This window comes from Microbispora sp. H10949, assembly GCF_014161435.1.
GTDB classification, from domain to species: domain Bacteria; phylum Actinomycetota; class Actinomycetes; order Streptosporangiales; family Streptosporangiaceae; genus Microbispora; species Microbispora triticiradicis.
In genome coordinates this window covers 34,418-51,130 of sequence record NZ_JABBWZ010000005.1, presented here as the reverse complement: position 1 = coordinate 51,130, position 16,713 = coordinate 34,418, and the positions used below count along the sequence as shown (strand labels likewise).

At 72.9% G+C, this 16,713-nt stretch carries 14 protein-coding genes; 4 read left to right on the top strand and 10 right to left on the bottom strand.

All coding sequences use genetic code 11. The features are described 5' to 3' along the window. Window positions 1–97 precede the first annotated feature (97 nt). On the top strand, window positions 98–682 hold the full coding sequence (locus HHX40_RS13670) for a TetR/AcrR family transcriptional regulator (RefSeq protein ID WP_182880889.1): 585 nt from the start codon (window positions 98–100) through the stop codon (window positions 680–682). A 75-nt stretch (window positions 683–757) separates the two neighbouring features. Here HHX40_RS13670 and HHX40_RS13665 read toward each other — a convergent pair whose 3' ends face one another. Further along, complete coding sequence (locus HHX40_RS13665) at window positions 758–3,607, bottom strand: BTAD domain-containing putative transcriptional regulator (protein ID WP_182880888.1); 2,850 nt, start codon at window positions 3,605–3,607, stop codon at window positions 758–760. 184 nt (window positions 3,608–3,791) lie between these two features. Between HHX40_RS13665 and HHX40_RS13660 the strand changes: the two genes are divergently transcribed. Next, window positions 3,792–4,298 carry a hypothetical protein gene (locus HHX40_RS13660; RefSeq protein WP_182880887.1) on the top strand — a complete coding sequence of 169 codons (507 nt, stop codon included), beginning with the start codon at window positions 3,792–3,794 and terminating at the stop codon, window positions 4,296–4,298. A gap of 54 nt (window positions 4,299–4,352) precedes the next feature. Then, a complete protein-coding gene (locus tag HHX40_RS13655) occupies window positions 4,353–5,549 on the top strand; it encodes a hypothetical protein (protein WP_182880886.1) in 1,197 nt (398 codons plus the stop codon). Window positions 5,550–5,649: 100 nt separating this feature from the next. Here the strand turns inward: HHX40_RS13655 and HHX40_RS13650 are convergent, their stop codons facing one another. From HHX40_RS13650 to murQ, 3 genes are all read right to left on the bottom strand, one after another. After that, window positions 5,650–6,462 carry a DUF1206 domain-containing protein gene (locus tag HHX40_RS13650; RefSeq protein ID WP_182880885.1) on the bottom strand — a complete coding sequence of 271 codons (813 nt, stop codon included), beginning with the start codon at window positions 6,460–6,462 and terminating at the stop codon, window positions 5,650–5,652. A 74-nt stretch (window positions 6,463–6,536) separates the two neighbouring features. Further along, entirely contained in the window at window positions 6,537–7,646 is a 1,110-nt protein-coding gene (locus HHX40_RS13645) for a serine hydrolase domain-containing protein (protein ID WP_182880884.1), read from the bottom strand. A 28-nt stretch (window positions 7,647–7,674) separates the two neighbouring features. Then, a complete protein-coding gene (gene murQ / locus HHX40_RS13640) occupies window positions 7,675–8,577 on the bottom strand; it encodes an N-acetylmuramic acid 6-phosphate etherase (RefSeq protein WP_182880883.1) in 903 nt (300 codons plus the stop codon). Between the two features lie 30 nt (window positions 8,578–8,607). Here murQ and HHX40_RS13635 point away from each other — a divergent pair, with 30 nt between their 5' ends. Next, window positions 8,608–9,714 carry an exo-beta-N-acetylmuramidase NamZ domain-containing protein gene (locus HHX40_RS13635; protein WP_182880882.1) on the top strand — a complete coding sequence of 369 codons (1,107 nt, stop codon included), beginning with the start codon at window positions 8,608–8,610 and terminating at the stop codon, window positions 9,712–9,714. Between the two features lie 38 nt (window positions 9,715–9,752). On the opposite strand, the gene HHX40_RS13630 is transcribed toward HHX40_RS13635, so the two are convergent. Genes HHX40_RS13630 through HHX40_RS13605 form a run of 6 tightly spaced genes read right to left on the bottom strand, consistent with a single transcriptional unit; the run spans window position 9,753 to window position 16,587 of the window. Continuing rightward, window positions 9,753–10,745: a GNAT family N-acetyltransferase gene (locus HHX40_RS13630; protein WP_310738090.1), complete on the bottom strand. Its 993-nt coding sequence runs from the start codon at window positions 10,743–10,745 to the stop codon at window positions 9,753–9,755. Beyond that, on the bottom strand, window positions 10,742–11,770 hold the full coding sequence (locus HHX40_RS13625; protein WP_182880881.1) for an ABC transporter ATP-binding protein: 1,029 nt from the start codon (window positions 11,768–11,770) through the stop codon (window positions 10,742–10,744). The genes HHX40_RS13630 and HHX40_RS13625 overlap by 4 nt, the downstream gene beginning before the upstream one ends. Next, window positions 11,767–12,810, bottom strand: a complete 1,044-nt coding sequence (locus HHX40_RS13620; protein ID WP_259403584.1) for an ABC transporter ATP-binding protein — start codon at window positions 12,808–12,810, stop codon at window positions 11,767–11,769. The genes HHX40_RS13625 and HHX40_RS13620 overlap by 4 nt, the downstream gene beginning before the upstream one ends. Before the next feature lie 5 nt (window positions 12,811–12,815). Next, the gene (locus HHX40_RS13615) at window positions 12,816–13,739 is read right to left on the bottom strand and encodes an ABC transporter permease (RefSeq protein ID WP_111697544.1); all 924 of its coding nucleotides are present in this window, start codon (window positions 13,737–13,739) and stop codon (window positions 12,816–12,818) included. After that, window positions 13,736–14,770, bottom strand: a complete 1,035-nt coding sequence (locus tag HHX40_RS13610; RefSeq protein WP_182880880.1) for an ABC transporter permease — start codon at window positions 14,768–14,770, stop codon at window positions 13,736–13,738. The genes HHX40_RS13615 and HHX40_RS13610 overlap by 4 nt, the downstream gene beginning before the upstream one ends. Further along, on the bottom strand, window positions 14,767–16,587 hold the full coding sequence (locus HHX40_RS13605) for an ABC transporter substrate-binding protein (RefSeq protein ID WP_182880879.1): 1,821 nt from the start codon (window positions 16,585–16,587) through the stop codon (window positions 14,767–14,769). The genes HHX40_RS13610 and HHX40_RS13605 overlap by 4 nt, the downstream gene beginning before the upstream one ends. Between the last annotated feature and the right edge of the window lie 126 nt (window positions 16,588–16,713).

Sequence of the window (16,713 nt, the reverse complement as noted above, 5' to 3'; positions counted from 1 at the left end):
GGGCCGCTACAATCAGAACAAACCGGAGGAACCTCCGGTACGCTCACGACTCTAACCGGAGCTTCCTCCGGTTAGCAACCCGCGCCGTGGAGGAGCCGTGTCCACCCCCGGACCCAAGCCGTTGCGCGCCGACGCCCGGCGCAACCGCGAGCGGCTGCTCGACGTCGCCGTACGGGCATTCTCCCAGGACGGGCCGGACGTCACGCTCGACGCGATCGCGAAGGAGGCGGGCGTCGGCATCGGCACGCTCTACCGCCACTTCCCCACCAGGGAGGCGCTGATCGAGGCGGCCTACCGCAACGAACTGGCGAAGCTGTGCGACGCGGCGGCCGGACTGCTGGAGGAGATGCCGCCCGACGTGGCGCTGCGCACCTGGATGGACCGCTTCGTCGACTACCTGGCGACCAAGCGGGGCATGGCGGACGCGCTCCGCGCGGTGATCGCCGCCGGCGCCAACCCGTACGCGCACAGCCGCGACCGGCTGGTCGGCGCCATCGGCACGCTGATCGAGGCGGGGGCCGCCGCGGGGGTGTTCCGGCGGGACGTGGCGGCCGAGGATCTGCTCACCGGCATGAACGGCGCCTGCCTCGCCGCGGGTGAGCCCGCGCAGCGCGAGCAGGCCGGGCGGGTGATCGACCTGCTCGTGGACGGCCTGCGCCACGGCGCCGGCGGTGCCGGCTGACGCGCGAAGCCGGCCCGGCGGAGCCGGCGAAGGCCTGTCGGCCGTCTCCGGCGCCGTGGCTCGCCTCCGTCCCGGTCATGCGTGACCGCTCCTGCCGACCAGGTGATCCCGCAGCCGGGCGTGCCGGAACTCGTACACCCCTCCCGTCTGCCGCAGAACGCCCCGCCGATGGGCGTCGTCGAGGAACCGAATCAGGCGCAGCGGTGTCCGTCCGGTCAGGGCCAGCCAGATCCGGGCGACGGTGAACGCCCCCCAGGCTCTCGACGACGCCACGGTCAGCCCGACCGCGAGTCCGAAGACACCCCCTGCCGCGAGCCCGGTGGCGAGCGCGCCGGCCGGCGTCATCACCTGGCCGCCCATCACGGCGGCCGCGAGCCCGTAGGTCACGCTGCCGAGACGGCCGAACAGGGAGCGGCCCAGTATCGCCGCCGCGATCCCGGCGGGCACGGCGAGTTCGAGGTCGAAGACGCCGCCGAGGACCGGAACCGCCCGGATGTCCCGGCTGAAGGTGTAGGCCGTCGCGTAGAACAGGCCCAGTGTCACCGCGATGGACAGCGCGAACCACAGGGTGGCGACGCGGTCCTGTCTCAGGATGGCCGACGGGCTGGACGCGCGGGTCGCGTCAGCGGGGATGTCCAGCCACACATGCGACCCTGTCGCCAGGCCGAAGACCACGCAGAGCATGAGCGTCAGGACCGGCGGCAGCGCCCAGCCGAGCCCGAGCGCCACACCGATCGCGAGGCCGATGGCGAACCGGCTCAGGAAGCGTCTCGCGGTGCCGCGGAACCGGACCTCGACGCGTACCGGCCCCGGCCGCCCGCCACGTGCGTTCGCGACGACGCCCGCCAGCCCGAACGACAGCCCGTAGACGAGCCCGATCACGGGCCCGGCCGCGAGGCCGCCGGTGAGTGCGCACAGGACCGCGGGTGGCAGTCCGAACACCACCCCTCTGGTGCGGTGCGGAACGGTGTCGGCCAGCCGCCACCACTCGAAGTCGTGGGTGTGCCTGCGCCCCAGGTGACCGGCGAGGAAGGTGAGCCACCGCAGGGCGTGTTCGCTCCGGTACCGGGGGAACGGGTGCGGCCTGGTGCCCGGCGCCGGCGGATGGTGCCGGTAGACGGCGGGCAGGAACGCGTCGAGAAGGTGGTCTTCGATCTCGGCCGGGCCGGGGAAGCGGGCGACGTCCAGCAGCTCGGTGGGGTCGGCGGCGGCGTCGGCGTAGGCGGTGCGCGTGAGGTCGACCATGAGAGGGGTGGACAGCGCGGACGCCAGCGGTCCCCGAGGGTGTGCCCGCAGATGCTCCGCGACGGGGTCCCAGCGGTCCTCGCCGAGCCGCCGGCGTGCGGTGAGGTAGGCGATGGCGTCCTCGGCCTCCACGGGCTCGATCTCGACGACGGCCGCCCTGGCCAGGATGGCGCCTCCGCGCCGCACCGCTTTCTCGTACTCGGTGCTGCGGCAGGTGACCACGAGAGGGCGGCCACCGGCGACGGCCTCGTCGAGGGCGTCGATCGCGGCCGCGTGCAGGCCGGGCGGGGTTTCGTCGAGGCCGTCGAGAACCGGCAGCACCCGTCCCGTGCTCACCAGGCGCGCCGCGGCGTCCGGTCCGTACGCCGCCTTGTTGGCCAGCCCCGGGTATTCCTCGACCAGCTTGCGGGCGAACCAGGTGTGCAGGTGCTCGCGTCGCGGGCTCCAGGACGAGAGCGGCACCAGCACCGGTGTGGGCTCGCCTGGCCGGGCGGTGCCGAGCAGCCCGAGAGTGAGCAGGATCGCCAGCACCGTCTTGCCCGCGCCCGGCTCGCCGAGAATGACCAGCTGACGTGCCGGGAGCCGCCGGAACGCGTCGACCAGGTCGTCCAGGTCGCCGCGGAGGTCCACGCGATCGTCGCGGCCGGTCGCGTCGTTGTCGTCACCCAGCACCGCGGACGCCGTGGCGGCGATCGACCGGTCCGTGCTGGACCAGCGCAGCCGGACGGGTGCCGGACGGTGCAGGTACCGGGCCGCGGCCTCCGCCGTCCACTGCTGGGCGACCCCCAGCGCGAGTTCGAGCGCCGCCCGGTCCAGGCGGTGCGCGCCGTCCGGGCCGACGGGCTCCGGGCCGCCGCCCGGCCCCTGGGCGAGGGGGCGCACCGTCATGGGCGCGGGCCCGTCCAGCTCCTTGTCTCCGCGCAGGATCCGCTCATGCAGGTCCCGCAGTTCCGGCCCGGGATCGATGCCCAGCTCCTCCGCGAGCAGCCGGCGGAGGTCGTGGAACGCCGTCAGGGCGTCCGCCTGACGGCCCGCCCGGTACAGCGCGAGCATCAACAGCCCGCGAAGGCGTTCCCGCAGCGGGAACTCGTCGATCAGCCGCGTCAGCTCGGCGATGGCCGCCGTGTTCTGGCCGAGTTCGACTCTGATCGTCGCCCGCAGTTCCCCGGCGAACCCGTGTCGCTCTTGGAGTCTCCGTCGCTCGGCCTCCAGCCGCGGGCCCTGAAGGCCGCCGAAGGGCTCACCCCGCCACAGGGCCAGCGCCGCGTCGACCTTCCCGGCAGCCGCCGCGAGGTCTCCCTGTGCCCGCAGGTCCTCCGCCGCCGTGAGATGCCGCTCGAAAATCGCGACGTCCAGTTCCGACGGGTCGCCACGCACCTGGTAGCCGGCGTCGGAGGAAACCAGCACCGCGTTCCGCGCGGTCGACGCCCGGCCCGGTTCCACGACACGACGCAACCGGCTGACATATGTCTGCACGGTGCTGCGGGCGTTACGCGGCGGATCGGCGCCCCACACCGCGTCGACGAGCGCCGTGACGGACACCGGCCGATTCATCTCCAGCAGCAGCACCGCCAGAACCGCCTGCTGCCTGGCCCAGCCCAAATCCAGTTCCTCCCCGTCCCGCCACGCTTTCATCGGGCCGAGCAGCGAATACCGGACCCTTCCAACGGCTTCCGTCACGCCACCTCCCAGGGCATGCCCCTGCGAAACATACGCTAGCCCGTCCACTTGACGCTCGATCACCGCACTCCACACAAACGGCTCTGACCAGCCACTAAGGCGTTATGAAAGCGGCACTAACGCGGCGGTTTGCACACTCGGACCAGTTCCGTAAATGGACAACCCGAGAAGAAGGGGAAGCGAAATGGCACGCACGAGAATCATCGTGGTCGCGACGACGGCGGGGCTGCTGGCCGCTCTGGCCGGACTCACCGCGCCGGCCCACGCGGGCACCGGCGCGACCGCGGGAGTGAACGCCGCCACCGCCCGCGCCGCGTCGACGAGCGGCTCCTGCAGCAACAAGGGCGCCTTCATCAACTTCAACGCCTACTACCACAACAGCAGCCGCTACCACGTCTTCACCTCCTTCGACTGGAGCATCGGCGGCAGCGGCGTCCGCAACAAGAACAACGTGGAGCTGCGGGTCAAGCACCACAACACGGCGGGGCACGACACCATCCACTGGACCTGGATCTCGCTGGACAACACCCGCAAGGGCTACTCGAAGCTGACGTCCGCGAACGACTACCGCCCGGTGCCGAAGGGCGGCGTCAAGGTGGCGAAGAACAAGAAGGCCTACGTCGAGTTCAAGGCCGTCTTCGACAAGAAGGGCACCGACCCCCGCTGCGGCAGCCACACCCAGAACATCTGACCACGGGCCGCCCCGCCCCCGGGCGGGGCGGCGAACCTCCTGGAGGGCCGATTCGTGTTCCCGCGCTACGCGACGCTCGCCCTGGGCACGGCCGCGGCGGTGATGCTGGCCGCCTGCTCCGGCCGCGGTCCGGCGCCCCCAGCGGCTCCGGCCACACCGTCCCGGGGAGCATCGGCCTCGGGCGTGCCGCGGGGGCACGCGCCCGTGGCACCGAGCCTCGAAGCGGGCCTCGAAGCGGGCCTCGAACCGGGCCTCGAACCGGGCGCGGCGCCGGGCGCGGTGGTCCTGGCCGCGTCGTCCAGCGGGGCCGTCGTCGCCGATCCGGCCACGAGGTCCTACCGCGGTTACACCTCCGCCGGCGAACTCTCCTGGATCGACCGGGACGCCTACCGGAACGACGCCGAAGTGGTCTGCGCCGCCCGGTGCCCGGACGCGGTGATCACCGCCGCCGGGCGGGACGGGACGAACCGCGTCCGGCTGCGGACCGGGACGCGGACCCGCCTGATGGCCCCGGCCCGGGCGCCCGTGCGGCGCGTACTGGCCGTACAGGGACCTTCCGACGCGGTCCTCGTCGAGGACGGCCGCGGTGGGCGGGGCGCCCGCATCCGGGTGGACCGCACCGACCGCACCCGGGTGCTTGTCGACGTGGCCGACACGGCCGGCGTGCTGTGGGTGGAGGACGCCGGCCGCTCGGCGGCCCTGGCCGTCTACCGCAGACCGGGCCACGCCGGAACGAGCGTGCTGGCGTTCCGCCGGGACGGCCGTGGGTGGCGTCCCGGCGGTCCGCCCCGGCCGGTGGCGGAGTCCTGGGGCGGCTGTCTGGGTGGCGTGCGAGGTCCGGCGATCCTGGCCGGTCCGCGCGGAACGCTGCTGGCCCACGGCACGCCGGCGCCGCTGACCTCGGACCTGCCGCAGGTGGGGGAATGCGCCGCGGGCCGGGACGGCGCCGTGCTGCTGGCCCGATGGATCGACGCCGGCGGCACCGCGCACACGGCCCTTCGGGGCGTCGACGCCACCGGGCGGGAGACGTGGGCACGTGACGTTCCGGCAGAGGTGGAAGTGGCGGCTCACCCGTCCGGACGGCAGTTCACGCTTTCCGGTCAGGCGGGCCTGGAGATCGTCGACCAGGCCGGGCGCACCCTGGTGCGCGCCGCCGGAGTGTCGTCCGCGCGCTACACGGAAACGGGACGCCTCGTGGTCGTCGACGGCGCCGGGACACCTCGGTGGGCCGAACCACCCCGCGACGGGTGATCAGCCGGCCAAGGGCGCCGCCCATCATCCGCGGCTACGGCAAGAGGCCGGCCGCGCGCTTCGCCGCGCGCGGCCGACCCCAGGGTCCCGGTGAAGCCGCTCACACCCGGTGCCAGCGGGCCTCCGCGAAGCAGTAGACGGCGAACAGCACCAGGCCGATCGCGACCACGACCAGCAGCCACGGACCGGCCGGGGTGTCGGCCAGCGCCTTGAGCGCGTCGTCGATACCGGCCGCCTTGTCCGGGTCGTACGTGAGCGCCGCCTGGCCGATCAGGGCGCCGGCGGCCAGGGCGATGACGCCGCGGGCGATGTAGCCGGCCTTGCCGAGCTTCACCACGACACCGCGGGCGCGGGGCTCGGTCACGTGCATGTCGCGCATGAACTTCTCGGTCCAGCCCTCGTAGATCCAGTACACGCCGAGGGCGATCACGCCGAGAGCCATCAGGCCGACCAGGAACTGCCCGGCGGGCAGGTCGAACAGCGCCTTGGTGGCGTCCTCCGACTGGCTGTCGGACGAGGAGGCGCCCTTGTTCTGCGTGAGCAGCGCCACCATCGAGTACACGAGGGCGGCGTAGACGACGGCCCTGGACACAGCCTCCACGCGCTCCCTGGCCTCGGGCCGGCCCCAGACGGCTTCGGAGACCTGCCAGATCACCAGCGCGGCCAGGCCGACGGCCATGATCCACAGCAGGGGGTCGCCCAGGGGCGAGTCGCGCACGATCTGGAGCGCGCTGCTCTTGTCGGCCTCCCCGCCGCCGCCGAAGGCGATCTGCAGCGCGACCAGTCCGATGATCGCGTAAAGGACGCCCCGGGCGGCGAAGCCGACCTTGGCGAGTTTCTCGAGAGCGGGATGGTCAGCCGCCCTCTGGGCCGCGCCTTCCAATCGCCGGCCGGTCTGATGCGCGGTCGTCATCACAGTACCTCTCCCTCTGGAGGCGGATCGATCTTCCCGCTGACCCAGACGAGGAGGATTAAACGTCTGCCTGCTCAGCCGGACAGGCGCAGGGCCTCGGCGGCGACGGCGTGCCGCAGGTCGCGGATGCCGGGCCGCCCGCGCAGGGGATGGACGTTGTTGGTGAGCAGCACGACGGTCAGGCGGCGGGCCGGGTCGACCACCAGCGACGTGCCGGTGAAGCCCGAATGGCCGAACGCGCCGGTGAGCGGGCCCACGATGGCGGGGTCATCGATCCGCACCCCGAGCCCCTGCCGGAAGGCGGCGCCCGGAACACCCTGGTCGCGCAGCATCTCGGCGGTCCACTCGGGCGAGAGGATCGGGCCGCCGCCGGTGCGGAGCGCCTCGCCGAAGCGCACGAGGTCGGCGGCCGTGGAGAACAGCCCGGCGTGGCCGGTCACGCCGCCCAGCGCGTGGGCCGTCTCGTCGTGCACCTCACCTCTGACGCAGCCTCCGGCGCACCGCTCCCGCTTGAACTCGGTCGCGACGGCCCGCCCCGGCTCGACCGGCCCGTACGTCGTGGCACCGAGCCCGAGAGGCCCGGTGACCCGCTCACGCACGAGCACGTCCAGCGGCGCGCCGCCGGCCGCCTCCGCCACGCGCCCGGCAGTGATCATGCCGACGTCCGAGTAGAGATGCGTGCCCGGCGGCCCCTGCGCGGGGGTGGACAGCACCAGGTCCCAGCGGGCCTCCTCCGGCTCCCTCTCCACCCGGCGGCTCGCGGGCAGGCCGGCCGAATGCGTCAGCAGGTGCCGTACGGTGATCTCGGGCCGATGCCCGTAGAACCGCGGCAGCCGCGCGGCCACCGGCTCGTCGAGGCCGAGCACGCCCTCCTGGGCCAGCGAGACCACCACCGCGGCCGTGAACATCTTGGTCAGCGAGGCGATGTCGAAGAGCGCGTCCATCGCCACGGCCGGCCGCCCGGGCGGCAGCCCTGAATCCAGCCCGGGCGGCAGCCCTGAATCCAGCCCGTGCAGCGGTTCTCCGGAGGGTCCGGCGTACCGGACCGCCTCCCCCACGGCGGCCGCGGCGACCGTGCGCCCGTCCAGGGCGATCACGGCGACCGCCGCCGAGGCGACCTCGGGCACGGCCGCGCGCAGGACCTTTTCCAGTACCTGACCACGCGCCTTTACAAAGTAAGACATGGGGTCGCTTCCAGATCCGCCGGGTTGCTCAGGCGCCGCGCAGCGCCGGGCCGAGCCGGTTGCCGTGCGCGGCGAGCAGCGCCCTCGCGTCGTCGGCCCCGACTCGGCGCTCGATCATCACCACGGCCGTCTTCACGTCGCGTCCGGCGTCCTCCAGGACCTCCCGCGCGTCCGGCACGTCCGCGCCGGTGATGTCGGAGACGATGCGGGCCGCCCGGTCGACGAGCTTGGAGTTGCTGGCCACGACGTCGACCATGAAGTTCCCGTACGTGCGGCCCGACCTGATCATCGTGATCGTGGAGATCATGTTGAGCACCAGCTTCTGGGCCGTGCCTGCCTTGAGGCGGGTCGAGCCGGTGACGACCTCCGGCCCCACGATGACCTCGATCTCCCGTTCGGCGGCCCGGGCGAGCGGGGTGCCGGTGTTGCAGGCCAGGCCCACCGTCAGCGCGCCGCGCCGCCGGGCCTCCTCGACCGCCCCGACGACGTACGGCGCGCGCCCGCTGGCGGAGATCCCGACGACGGAGTCGAGCGGGCCGACCTGCTTGTCGCGGATCACGGCGGCGCCCGCCCCGGCGTCGTCCTCGGCACCCTCGACGGAGCGCACCAGCGCGGCCTCACCGCCCGCGATGATGCCCTGCACCAGGTCGGGGTGGGTGCCGAAGGTCGGCGGGCACTCCGAGGCGTCGAGCACCGCGAGCCGCCCCGAGGTGCCCGCGCCGACGTAGAGCAGCCTGCCTCCGCCGGCCATCCGGGCGGCGATCGCGTCGACGGCCGCGGAGATCGCCGGGACCGCCAGGCCCACCGCGGCCGGGACGGCGGCGTCGGCGGCGTTCATCAGGCGCGCGATCTCCTCCGTCGGCAGGGTGTCGATTCCGCTGTAGCGGGGATCGCTCTGTTCGGTGGCGAGAGCGGCGAGTGAGTGCGTCATGATTCCTCAGCTTCGGAGTGCCTGGTACTGATGGATCGCGTGCGTACGGGACTGGAACGGCTGACGGCCACGCCGCGGCCCGGGCGGGAGCGGGTGGGTCTCGTCACCAACCCCACCGGAGTCCTGCCCGATCTGACCCCCGCCGCACCGGCCCTGCTGGCCGCGGGAACGCGCGTGACGACGCTTTTCGGGCCCGAACACGGGTTGCGCGGCACGGCGCAGGCGGGCGGCGGCGAGGCCGCCGCCGTCGATCCCGTCACCGGCCTGCCCGTGGCCGACACCTACGGCCGTACGGGCGCCGAGCTGGACGCGCTCGTCGCGGCGTCCGGCGTGCAGGAGCTGGTCTTCGACATGGGCGACGTGGGCGCCCGGTTCTACACCTACGTGTGGACGATGTGCGACCTGATGGGGTCGGCGGCCCGCCTCGGGCTGCGGTTCACCGTGCTCGACCGGCCCAACCCGATCGGCGGCGCGGTGGCCGAGGGCCCGGTGCTCGACCCCGCCTTCGCGAGCTTCGTCGGCCGCGCCGCGCTGCCGCTCCGGCACGGGCTCACGGCGGGCGAGATCGCGCTGTCCGTCAACCGCGCGGCCGGCGCCGCGCTGGAGGTCGTGCCGATGGAGGGCTGGCGCCGGGAGTGGCACTTCGACCGGACCGGGCTGCCCTGGGTGATGCCGTCGGCGAACATGCCGACCCTCGACACCGCGCTGGTCTACCCCGGCACCGGGCTGCTGGAGGGCGTGAACGCCGCGGAGGGCCGCGGCACGACCCGGCCGTTCGAGCTGGTCGGCGCGCCGTACGCGGACGGGCGGCTCGCCGCCACGCTGAGCGATCTCGGTCTGCCGGGCGTGCGCTTCCGCGACACGTCGTTCACCCCGGCATTCGGCAGGCACGCGGGCGTGCCGGTGCGGGGTGTCCAGCTGCACGTGACCGACCGGGAGACCTTCCCGCCGGTGCTGACCGGGGTGTCCCTGCTGCACGTGCTGCGCACCCTGTATCCGGGTGACTTCGCCTGCGACCCGTTCCTCGACCTGCTGTGGGGCTCCGACTCGCTGCGCGCGCACCTGGAGGCCGGACGCGACCCCCGCGGGCTGTGCCCGCCGCCGGGGCCGCCGGAGGGAGACCTGCTGTACGGCTGACCCCGCCCCGGCGATCAGTCCGGGCATCGGCGCTGACATCAGCCGAGGCGACGGCGGTAGAGCCAGAAGACCCGCTCGGCGCGGGCGGCCACCGCCCGGGAGTAGAACCGCAGCGGGCCCACCCAGCCGATCTGCGCCGAGGCCAGCCCGGCGGCGGCCTGCTCGGCCAGGCAGCGGCGCAGCAGCACCCGGCCGACGCCGAGCCCGCGGGCGGCCTCCGCCGTCCCCATCGGGCCGAACCACGACGGCCTGGCGCCCCAGGCGGCGAAGCCGAGGATCTCCCCGGCGCGGGTGGCGTAGTGCAGCCCGGTCGCCTGCTCGGCCTCCCAGGCCCACGCGTCGTTCCACTGCTCGCGGACGAAGGCCACGACGTCGCCCCGCTCCCCCGCGGGCGCCGCCGCGACCGTCACCCCGGCGTCGGCGAGCCTCGCCAGGTCGGCCGCGTGCTCGGCCGGGTCGAACCGGGCCGGCAGGTCTGCCGTCATGTTCCAGGCGACGCGGTAGCGCTCGTAGCCCAGGCTCTCGGCCAGGCAGGCCGCGGGGGTGTACCGCACGTCGATGCCCGGCCAGGCGTAGCAGGGCGGATTGCCGGCGAACCTCGCCTCTGCGGCGCCCTTCTCCCGCATCCACTCCTCGGCGGCGGCCACCAGCGCCCGGCCGATCCCCCGGCCCCGCGCGGCGGGGTCGACGGCGATCAGGTCGACGTGCCCGGCGCCGTCCGCACCGATCGACGCGAACACCGCCCCCCGCAGCCCCGCATCCTGCGGACCTGTGCCCTCCAGACCCGTGCCCTCCAGACCCGTGCCCTCCGGGCCCGCGCTCTGGGGACCGGCCGGCGCAGAGCCGTTCCGCTCGCGACCGGCCCCTTCGATGCCCGGCACGGCCAGGACGGTCCACTCACGGCCCGGCGGCGGGTCGGCGAGCCGCCGTACGAGCAGCGCGGCGTCCTCGGATTCGGCCCACAGCGCGGCGGCGGCCAGGCGCTCCAGCCGCTCGTCCACCTCGACCGCCTCCACCTGGGCCTGCGTCACTCACCCACCCCCACCGGGATCACGCTACGCCGCCTCGGGTGGAAGCAGGCGTGTTCCTGCTCGGTCTCCTGTCCGGGCCCGCCGTCGCGGCCCAGCACGGGCGTCTCCCGCTCGCAGCGTTCGGTGCTGAACGGGCACCGCGGGACGAACAGGCACCCGCCCGGCAGCCCCTCCCCCTGAGACTCGCCTCGCGGCTCCTTCGGCACGACCCGCTCGGCCCCCGGCCGCTCCAGGCCGTGCAGGACCGGGATCGCCGACAGCAGCGACTGCGTGTACGGGTGGACGGGGTCGGCGATGATCTTCTCGGTGGCGCCACGCTCCACCACCTGCCCCCGGTAGAGCACGTACAACTCGCCGTCGTCGCCGATGTAGCGGGCGGTGGCGATGTCGTGGGTGATGAACAGCACGCCGACGCCGACCCGCTCGCGCAGGTCCTTGAGCAGCGCGAGGATGCCCAGCCGCAGCGACACGTCGATCATCGAGACGGCCTCGTCGGCGACCAGGACCTCGGGGTCCATGGTGAGCGCGCGGGCGATCACGACGCGCTGGCGCATCCCGCCGGACAGCTGGTGCGGATAGCGCGGCAGCACGTAGCCGGGGTCGATCCCGACCATCGACAGCAGCTCCTGCGCCCGGCTGTCGATCCACCACCTCGGGCGGCCCGTCTGGCGGGCGCGCAGCGCCAGCGGGGCCTCCAGCGCCTGGTGGACGGTCCGCGTGGGGTTGAGCGCCGAGTAGGGGTCCTGGTGGATGAGCTGGACCCGGCGGAAGTACGGCTGGCGCCGCCGGTGGCTCAGCGACGACATCGGCACCCCGTCGATGACGATCTCGCCCGCGTCGTGGGTCTCCAGGCCCGCGATGATCCGCCCGAGGGTGGTCTTGCCGCTGCCCGACTCGCCGATGAACGAGACGGCTCCGCCCCTTTCGACGGCGAAGTCGACGTCGCGCAGCGCGGGCACCTCGCGGGCGCCGAGCACGCCGCCGCGCTGGCGGAAGGTCTTGGAGATCCCGGTTCCCGTGATCACACCAGCTCCTCTCGTCCGACCAGCTCCAGGGGGCGGCCGGTGGCGTGGCAGGCGACCGTACGCCCGTCTCGGGTGACGGCGGCGGGGTCGTCCGTCTCGCAGACGTCCATGCGCCGCTCGCAGCGCTCGCGGAACACGCAGCCCTGCGCGGGCAGCGTGCCGAGCGTCGGCGGGCGGCCGGGCAGCGCCCGGGCGAGGGACAGGTCGCCCGTGAGGCGCGGGATCGCCCGGATCAGGCCCCGCGTGTACGGGTGACGGGCGTCGCCGAGCACCTCGGTCACCGGCCCGTGCTCGACGACCCGCCCGCCGTACATGACGGCGAGGTCGTCGGCGACCTCGGCGACCGCGCCGACGTCGTGGGTGATGACGAGGGTGGTGAGCGCCCGCTCCTCGTGGACCTCGCGGATGATCCGCAGGATCGTCGCCTGCGTGATCATGTCGAGGGCGGTGGTCGGCTCGTCCAGAACGACGACTTTGGCGTTCAGGACGAGCGCGAGCATGATGCCGACCCGCTGGCGCATGCCGCCGGACAGCTCGTGCTGGTAGGAGTCGAGCACCCGGGCGCCGTCCATGCCCATGCGGGCCAGCAGGTCCCTGGCGTCGCGCACCAGCGCCCGCAGGTCCTCCACGTCGTGGGAGCGGCCGAGGTCGAGCAACTGCTTGCCGATGGTCTTGAGCGGGTTCAGCGAGTTCTGCGCGGCCTGGAAGACGTAGCCGACCTCGCGGCCGCGGGTGCGGCGCAGGTCCTCGCCGCGGAGCGCCAGCACGTCGCCGAGCCCGTCGATCTCGACGCTGCCCGCCGCGATCCTGCCGGGCGGCTGCACGGCGTTGAGCAGCGAGAACGCGAGCGTCGACTTGCCCGAGCCCGACTCGCCGACGACACCGGTGATCGTGCCGGGGGCGAGGGTGAGGTCGACGCCGCGGACGGCGGGCAGCTCGCCCGCCGGCGTCTTGTAGACGACCGTGAGGTCCCGGATGCGGACCCCCGGTGCTTCCATGTCACGTGCTGCCGTGTGACGTGCGGCCGTGTGAGCGGTCATAGGGGCTATTCCTCCCGCAGCCGGGGATTGAAGATCTCGTCCATCGCGTCGACGATCAGCACGATGCCGAGCGTGAGCAGCAGGATCGCGATCAGCGGGGCCATCAGGTACGGCAGCGCGGCCGGGGTGGTGAGCGCCCCGCCGTTGAAGACGGCGAGGTTCAGCATCACGCCCCAGTTGTTGGACTCGAACGGCAGCACGCCGAGGAAGAACAGGCCGACCTGGGCGTACACCGCGCCGGTGACGGCGATGAGCATGTTCATCGCGATGTACGGCGCCATGCTCGGCAGCAGTTCGCGGCCGATGATGTGCCGGGTCGGCAGGCCGAGCCCGCGGGCGGCCTCGATGAAGCCGCGCTCGCGCAGCGACAGCGTCTGCGAGCGCACGGCGCGGGCGATGCCGCCCCAGCCGAGCACGCCGAGCACCAGGCCCATCTCCAGCGGGCTCTCGAACTTCCACACGGTGGACAGCACGAGCAGCAGCGGCAGGCCGGGGATGGCGAGGTTCATGTCGGTCAGCCGCATGAGCACGGTGTCCCACCGGCCTCGGTGGAAGCCCGCGAACAGCCCGATGGCGGTGCCGAGTGCGACCGTGATGACGGCCGTGGCGAGGCCGGTGAGCAGCACGTACCGCGCGCCGGTGATCACGAGGGCGAGCACGTCGGTGCCCTCGAAGTCGGTGCCGAAGGGATGGGCGAGGCTCGGCGGCGCGTACAGCGCGTTGTCGTCGCGCGGCAGCTGGGCGGGGTAGAGCAGCGGCCCGGCCACGCCCATGAGCGCGAACAGGGCGACGATGACCACTCCGGCCATCCGGCTGGGCTTGCGCCGCAGCACCCGCCACACGCCGCGCCAGAAGTTGCGCCGCAGCGTGGCCCGGGTGGTCTCCGGGGGTGCCGCCGGAGGCCCGGCGGGGTCGACGATGACGGTCATGCCGCGCCTCCGCTCCTGACCCGGGGGTCGATCACCGTGTACAGCAGGTCGGCGACGATGTTGGCGACGACGATGCCCACCGTGATCACCAGGAACGTACCGCCCATGAGGGCGTAGTCGCGGCTGCTGATGCTGTTGACGAGCAGCAGGCCGAGGCCCGGGTAGTTGAAGATCTGTTCGATGAAGATCGAGCCGCCGAAGAGCATGCCGATCGACAGGGCGAGGATCGTGAACAGCGGCAGGATCGCGTTGCGCGCCAGGTAACGGAACACGATGCCGCGCCGCAGGCCGCGCAGTTCGGCCGCGAGGATGAAGTCGTCGCCGAGCACGGCGACCACGTTCGACTTCATGGCGAGGATCCACCCGCCGTAGCTGGCCAGGGTGTACGTCACCACCGGCAGCACGGCGTGGTGCACCAGCGAGCCGATGTATCCGGGGTTGAAGCCGGGGACGAACTCGACGTCCACCGGCCCGCCGGACGGCATGATCGGCCACAGCGTGGCGAAGATCGCGGTGAGCAGCAGGCCGATGACGTACACGGGCACGCCGTGCAGCAGCGAGCCGGACAGGGCGAGCGCGTCGCCGAGCCTGCCGGACCGCTTGATCGCAGCGTACACGCCCATGGTCACGCCGAGCAGGAAGCTGAGCAGCGTGCCGGCGAGGACCGGCAGCACGGTCCAGCGGGCCGCGTGGCCGATCAGCGTGGTCACCTCGACGCCGGGCGTGCTGAGCGAACGCCCGAGGTCGAAGTGGAGCAGCGAGCCCAGGTAGCCCACGTACTGCTGCCACAGGCTGCCGGTGGGCAGGAAGCCGTACAGGACGGCGGTGGCCCGCTCGGCCTGCTCGGGCGACATGCCCTTCTGGATCAGGCTCTCGTACTGCCCGAGCACCGGGTTGCCGGGGATCTCCCGGATGATGACGAAGCTGATCGTGGCCACGGCCCAGATCATGACCAGGCCGCGTACGACGTGGCCCGCGACCTTCCTGGCGATGGCGGCGGCCCGGTGCCGCCCGGGGACCGTCTGCGTCATACCCGCCCCTTCTCCGCTTTCCTGATCATCCCGAGCTGCATCCACACGCCGGACGACAGCCGCAGGGCCTGGTCGTCGTCGGGCGGGAACGCGGTGTAGCGGGAGGTGTTGACGAACTGCGTGTTGACGTAGTCCCAGAGCTGGACGACCGGCAGCTGCTCGTTGGCGACCTTGGCCAGGATGCCGACGATGCGCTTCTGCTCGTCCTGCGAGGCGTAGTTCAGCTTGCCGGTCAGCTCGCCCGGGTCGACGACCCCGGCCGCGCCGGCGTCGACCTTCTCCGGGCCGCCCATCCAGTTGCCCTCGGTGCCGGGCGCGACGTGCCGTAGCCGCCCGCCGAACATCTGCCAGCCGTTCGCCTGGCCGAACAGCCGCTGGAAGATGTTGTACGGCGACGGGCCGAGGCCGATCAGCCACAGTCCCAGGTCGTACTTCCCGTCGGCCAGCTCGCCCAGGTAGAGCGTGTAGTCGGCGGCGGTGACCACGCTCGCGTCGACGCCGTGGTCGGCGAGCTGGCTGCTGATCGACTTGGCTGCGGCGACCCAGTCGGAGAACGACGCGGGCACGTGGATGCGCACCTTCCAGGGGCTGCCGTCCGGCATGGCCCACCGGCCGTTGCGCTTGGTCATGCCCGCCGCCTTGAGCTCGGCGTCGGCCTTGGCGGGGTCCATCCGGTACTGCTCCAGGCCGTCGAACCCGGAGCCGAGCCAGGCGCGGGCGGCCTGGGCGTGGATGCCGGAGGTGGTGGCGGCGGGGGTGCCGCCCTCCGGGGAGGCGATCCTCGTCACCTGGGCGCGGTCGATCAGGTAGGCCAGCGCCCGCCGCACGTGCACGTTGTCGTACGGCTTGTGCGCCTGGTTGAACGCGAGCGAGACGGCGACCGGCGAGTAGCCCTTGATCACCTTGCTGCCCCGGGCCTCGCGGATCCGGTTCATGACGGCGGTGGGCACGGAGGTGAAGGGGGCGTTGTCCAGCCGGCCGGCGATCAGGTAGTTCCAGATCTGCTCGTTGCCGGTGTAGTTGAGGATCTTCACCTTGTCCGGCGCGATCTTCTGCCGGTCGTAGAAGTAGGGGTTGCGAGCGAGCAGCGCCGCGCCCGGGTTGACCCGCTCCAGCACGAAGGGCCCGGCCGACACGTCGTGGCCCGGGTCGAAGGCGATGACCTTCTCCGCCAGCCCGGTGATCGTGTTCTTCGCCTTGTCGGCCGCCGCGCCCTGACCGTGCTGGGCGGTCTTGAGCAGCTGCCAGAAGTCCGCCGGGAGGAGCTTGCCGAAGACGTGCGCGGGCACGACCACGGTCGACAGCAGGTTGGCGAGGAACGTCGAACTGCGGTTGGCCCCCTGCGTGATCCGCACCGTCGTGGGGTCGACGACCTGGATGTCGGCGGCGGCGCCGGCCGCCTTCGGGTCCAGCGCGTACGCCGTGCCGCCCTGGGTGTAGGCGAGACCGATCGAGACCCGCACGTCCTCGCTGGTCACGGGCACGCCGTCGGACCACTTGGCGTCCGGGCGCAGGTGGATGTCGACCTGCGACCGGTCGGGGGACGTCGTCCAGCTTCCGGCGATGGCCGGGTAGAACTGGTTGGGATCGGTGGGGTCGTTCTTGGGCCACGCCAGCGCCATGCCGTTGTATCCCGAGAAGACCGATCCGACGGGGTTGAACGGGTTGATCGGCGCGCTCGCGTTGATCTGCTTGCTGCCGTCGATCGTGGTGAACACGCCGCCGCCCGTGCGGGCGGTCTCCGTCGTCCCGGTAGTGCCGCAGGCGGTGGCCGTGGCGATCGACGCCACTGCCATGATCGCTGCGAGTCGCTTCATGGGCTGCTCCTGGTTCCCGATTGCCTGGACAATACGGGCGCACTCGCGACCCGTCAATTTTTTCCATGCCTGGACACCGCTATGGAGTTAATTTTTACCGACGCCCGTGACCTGCGGGAACACCAT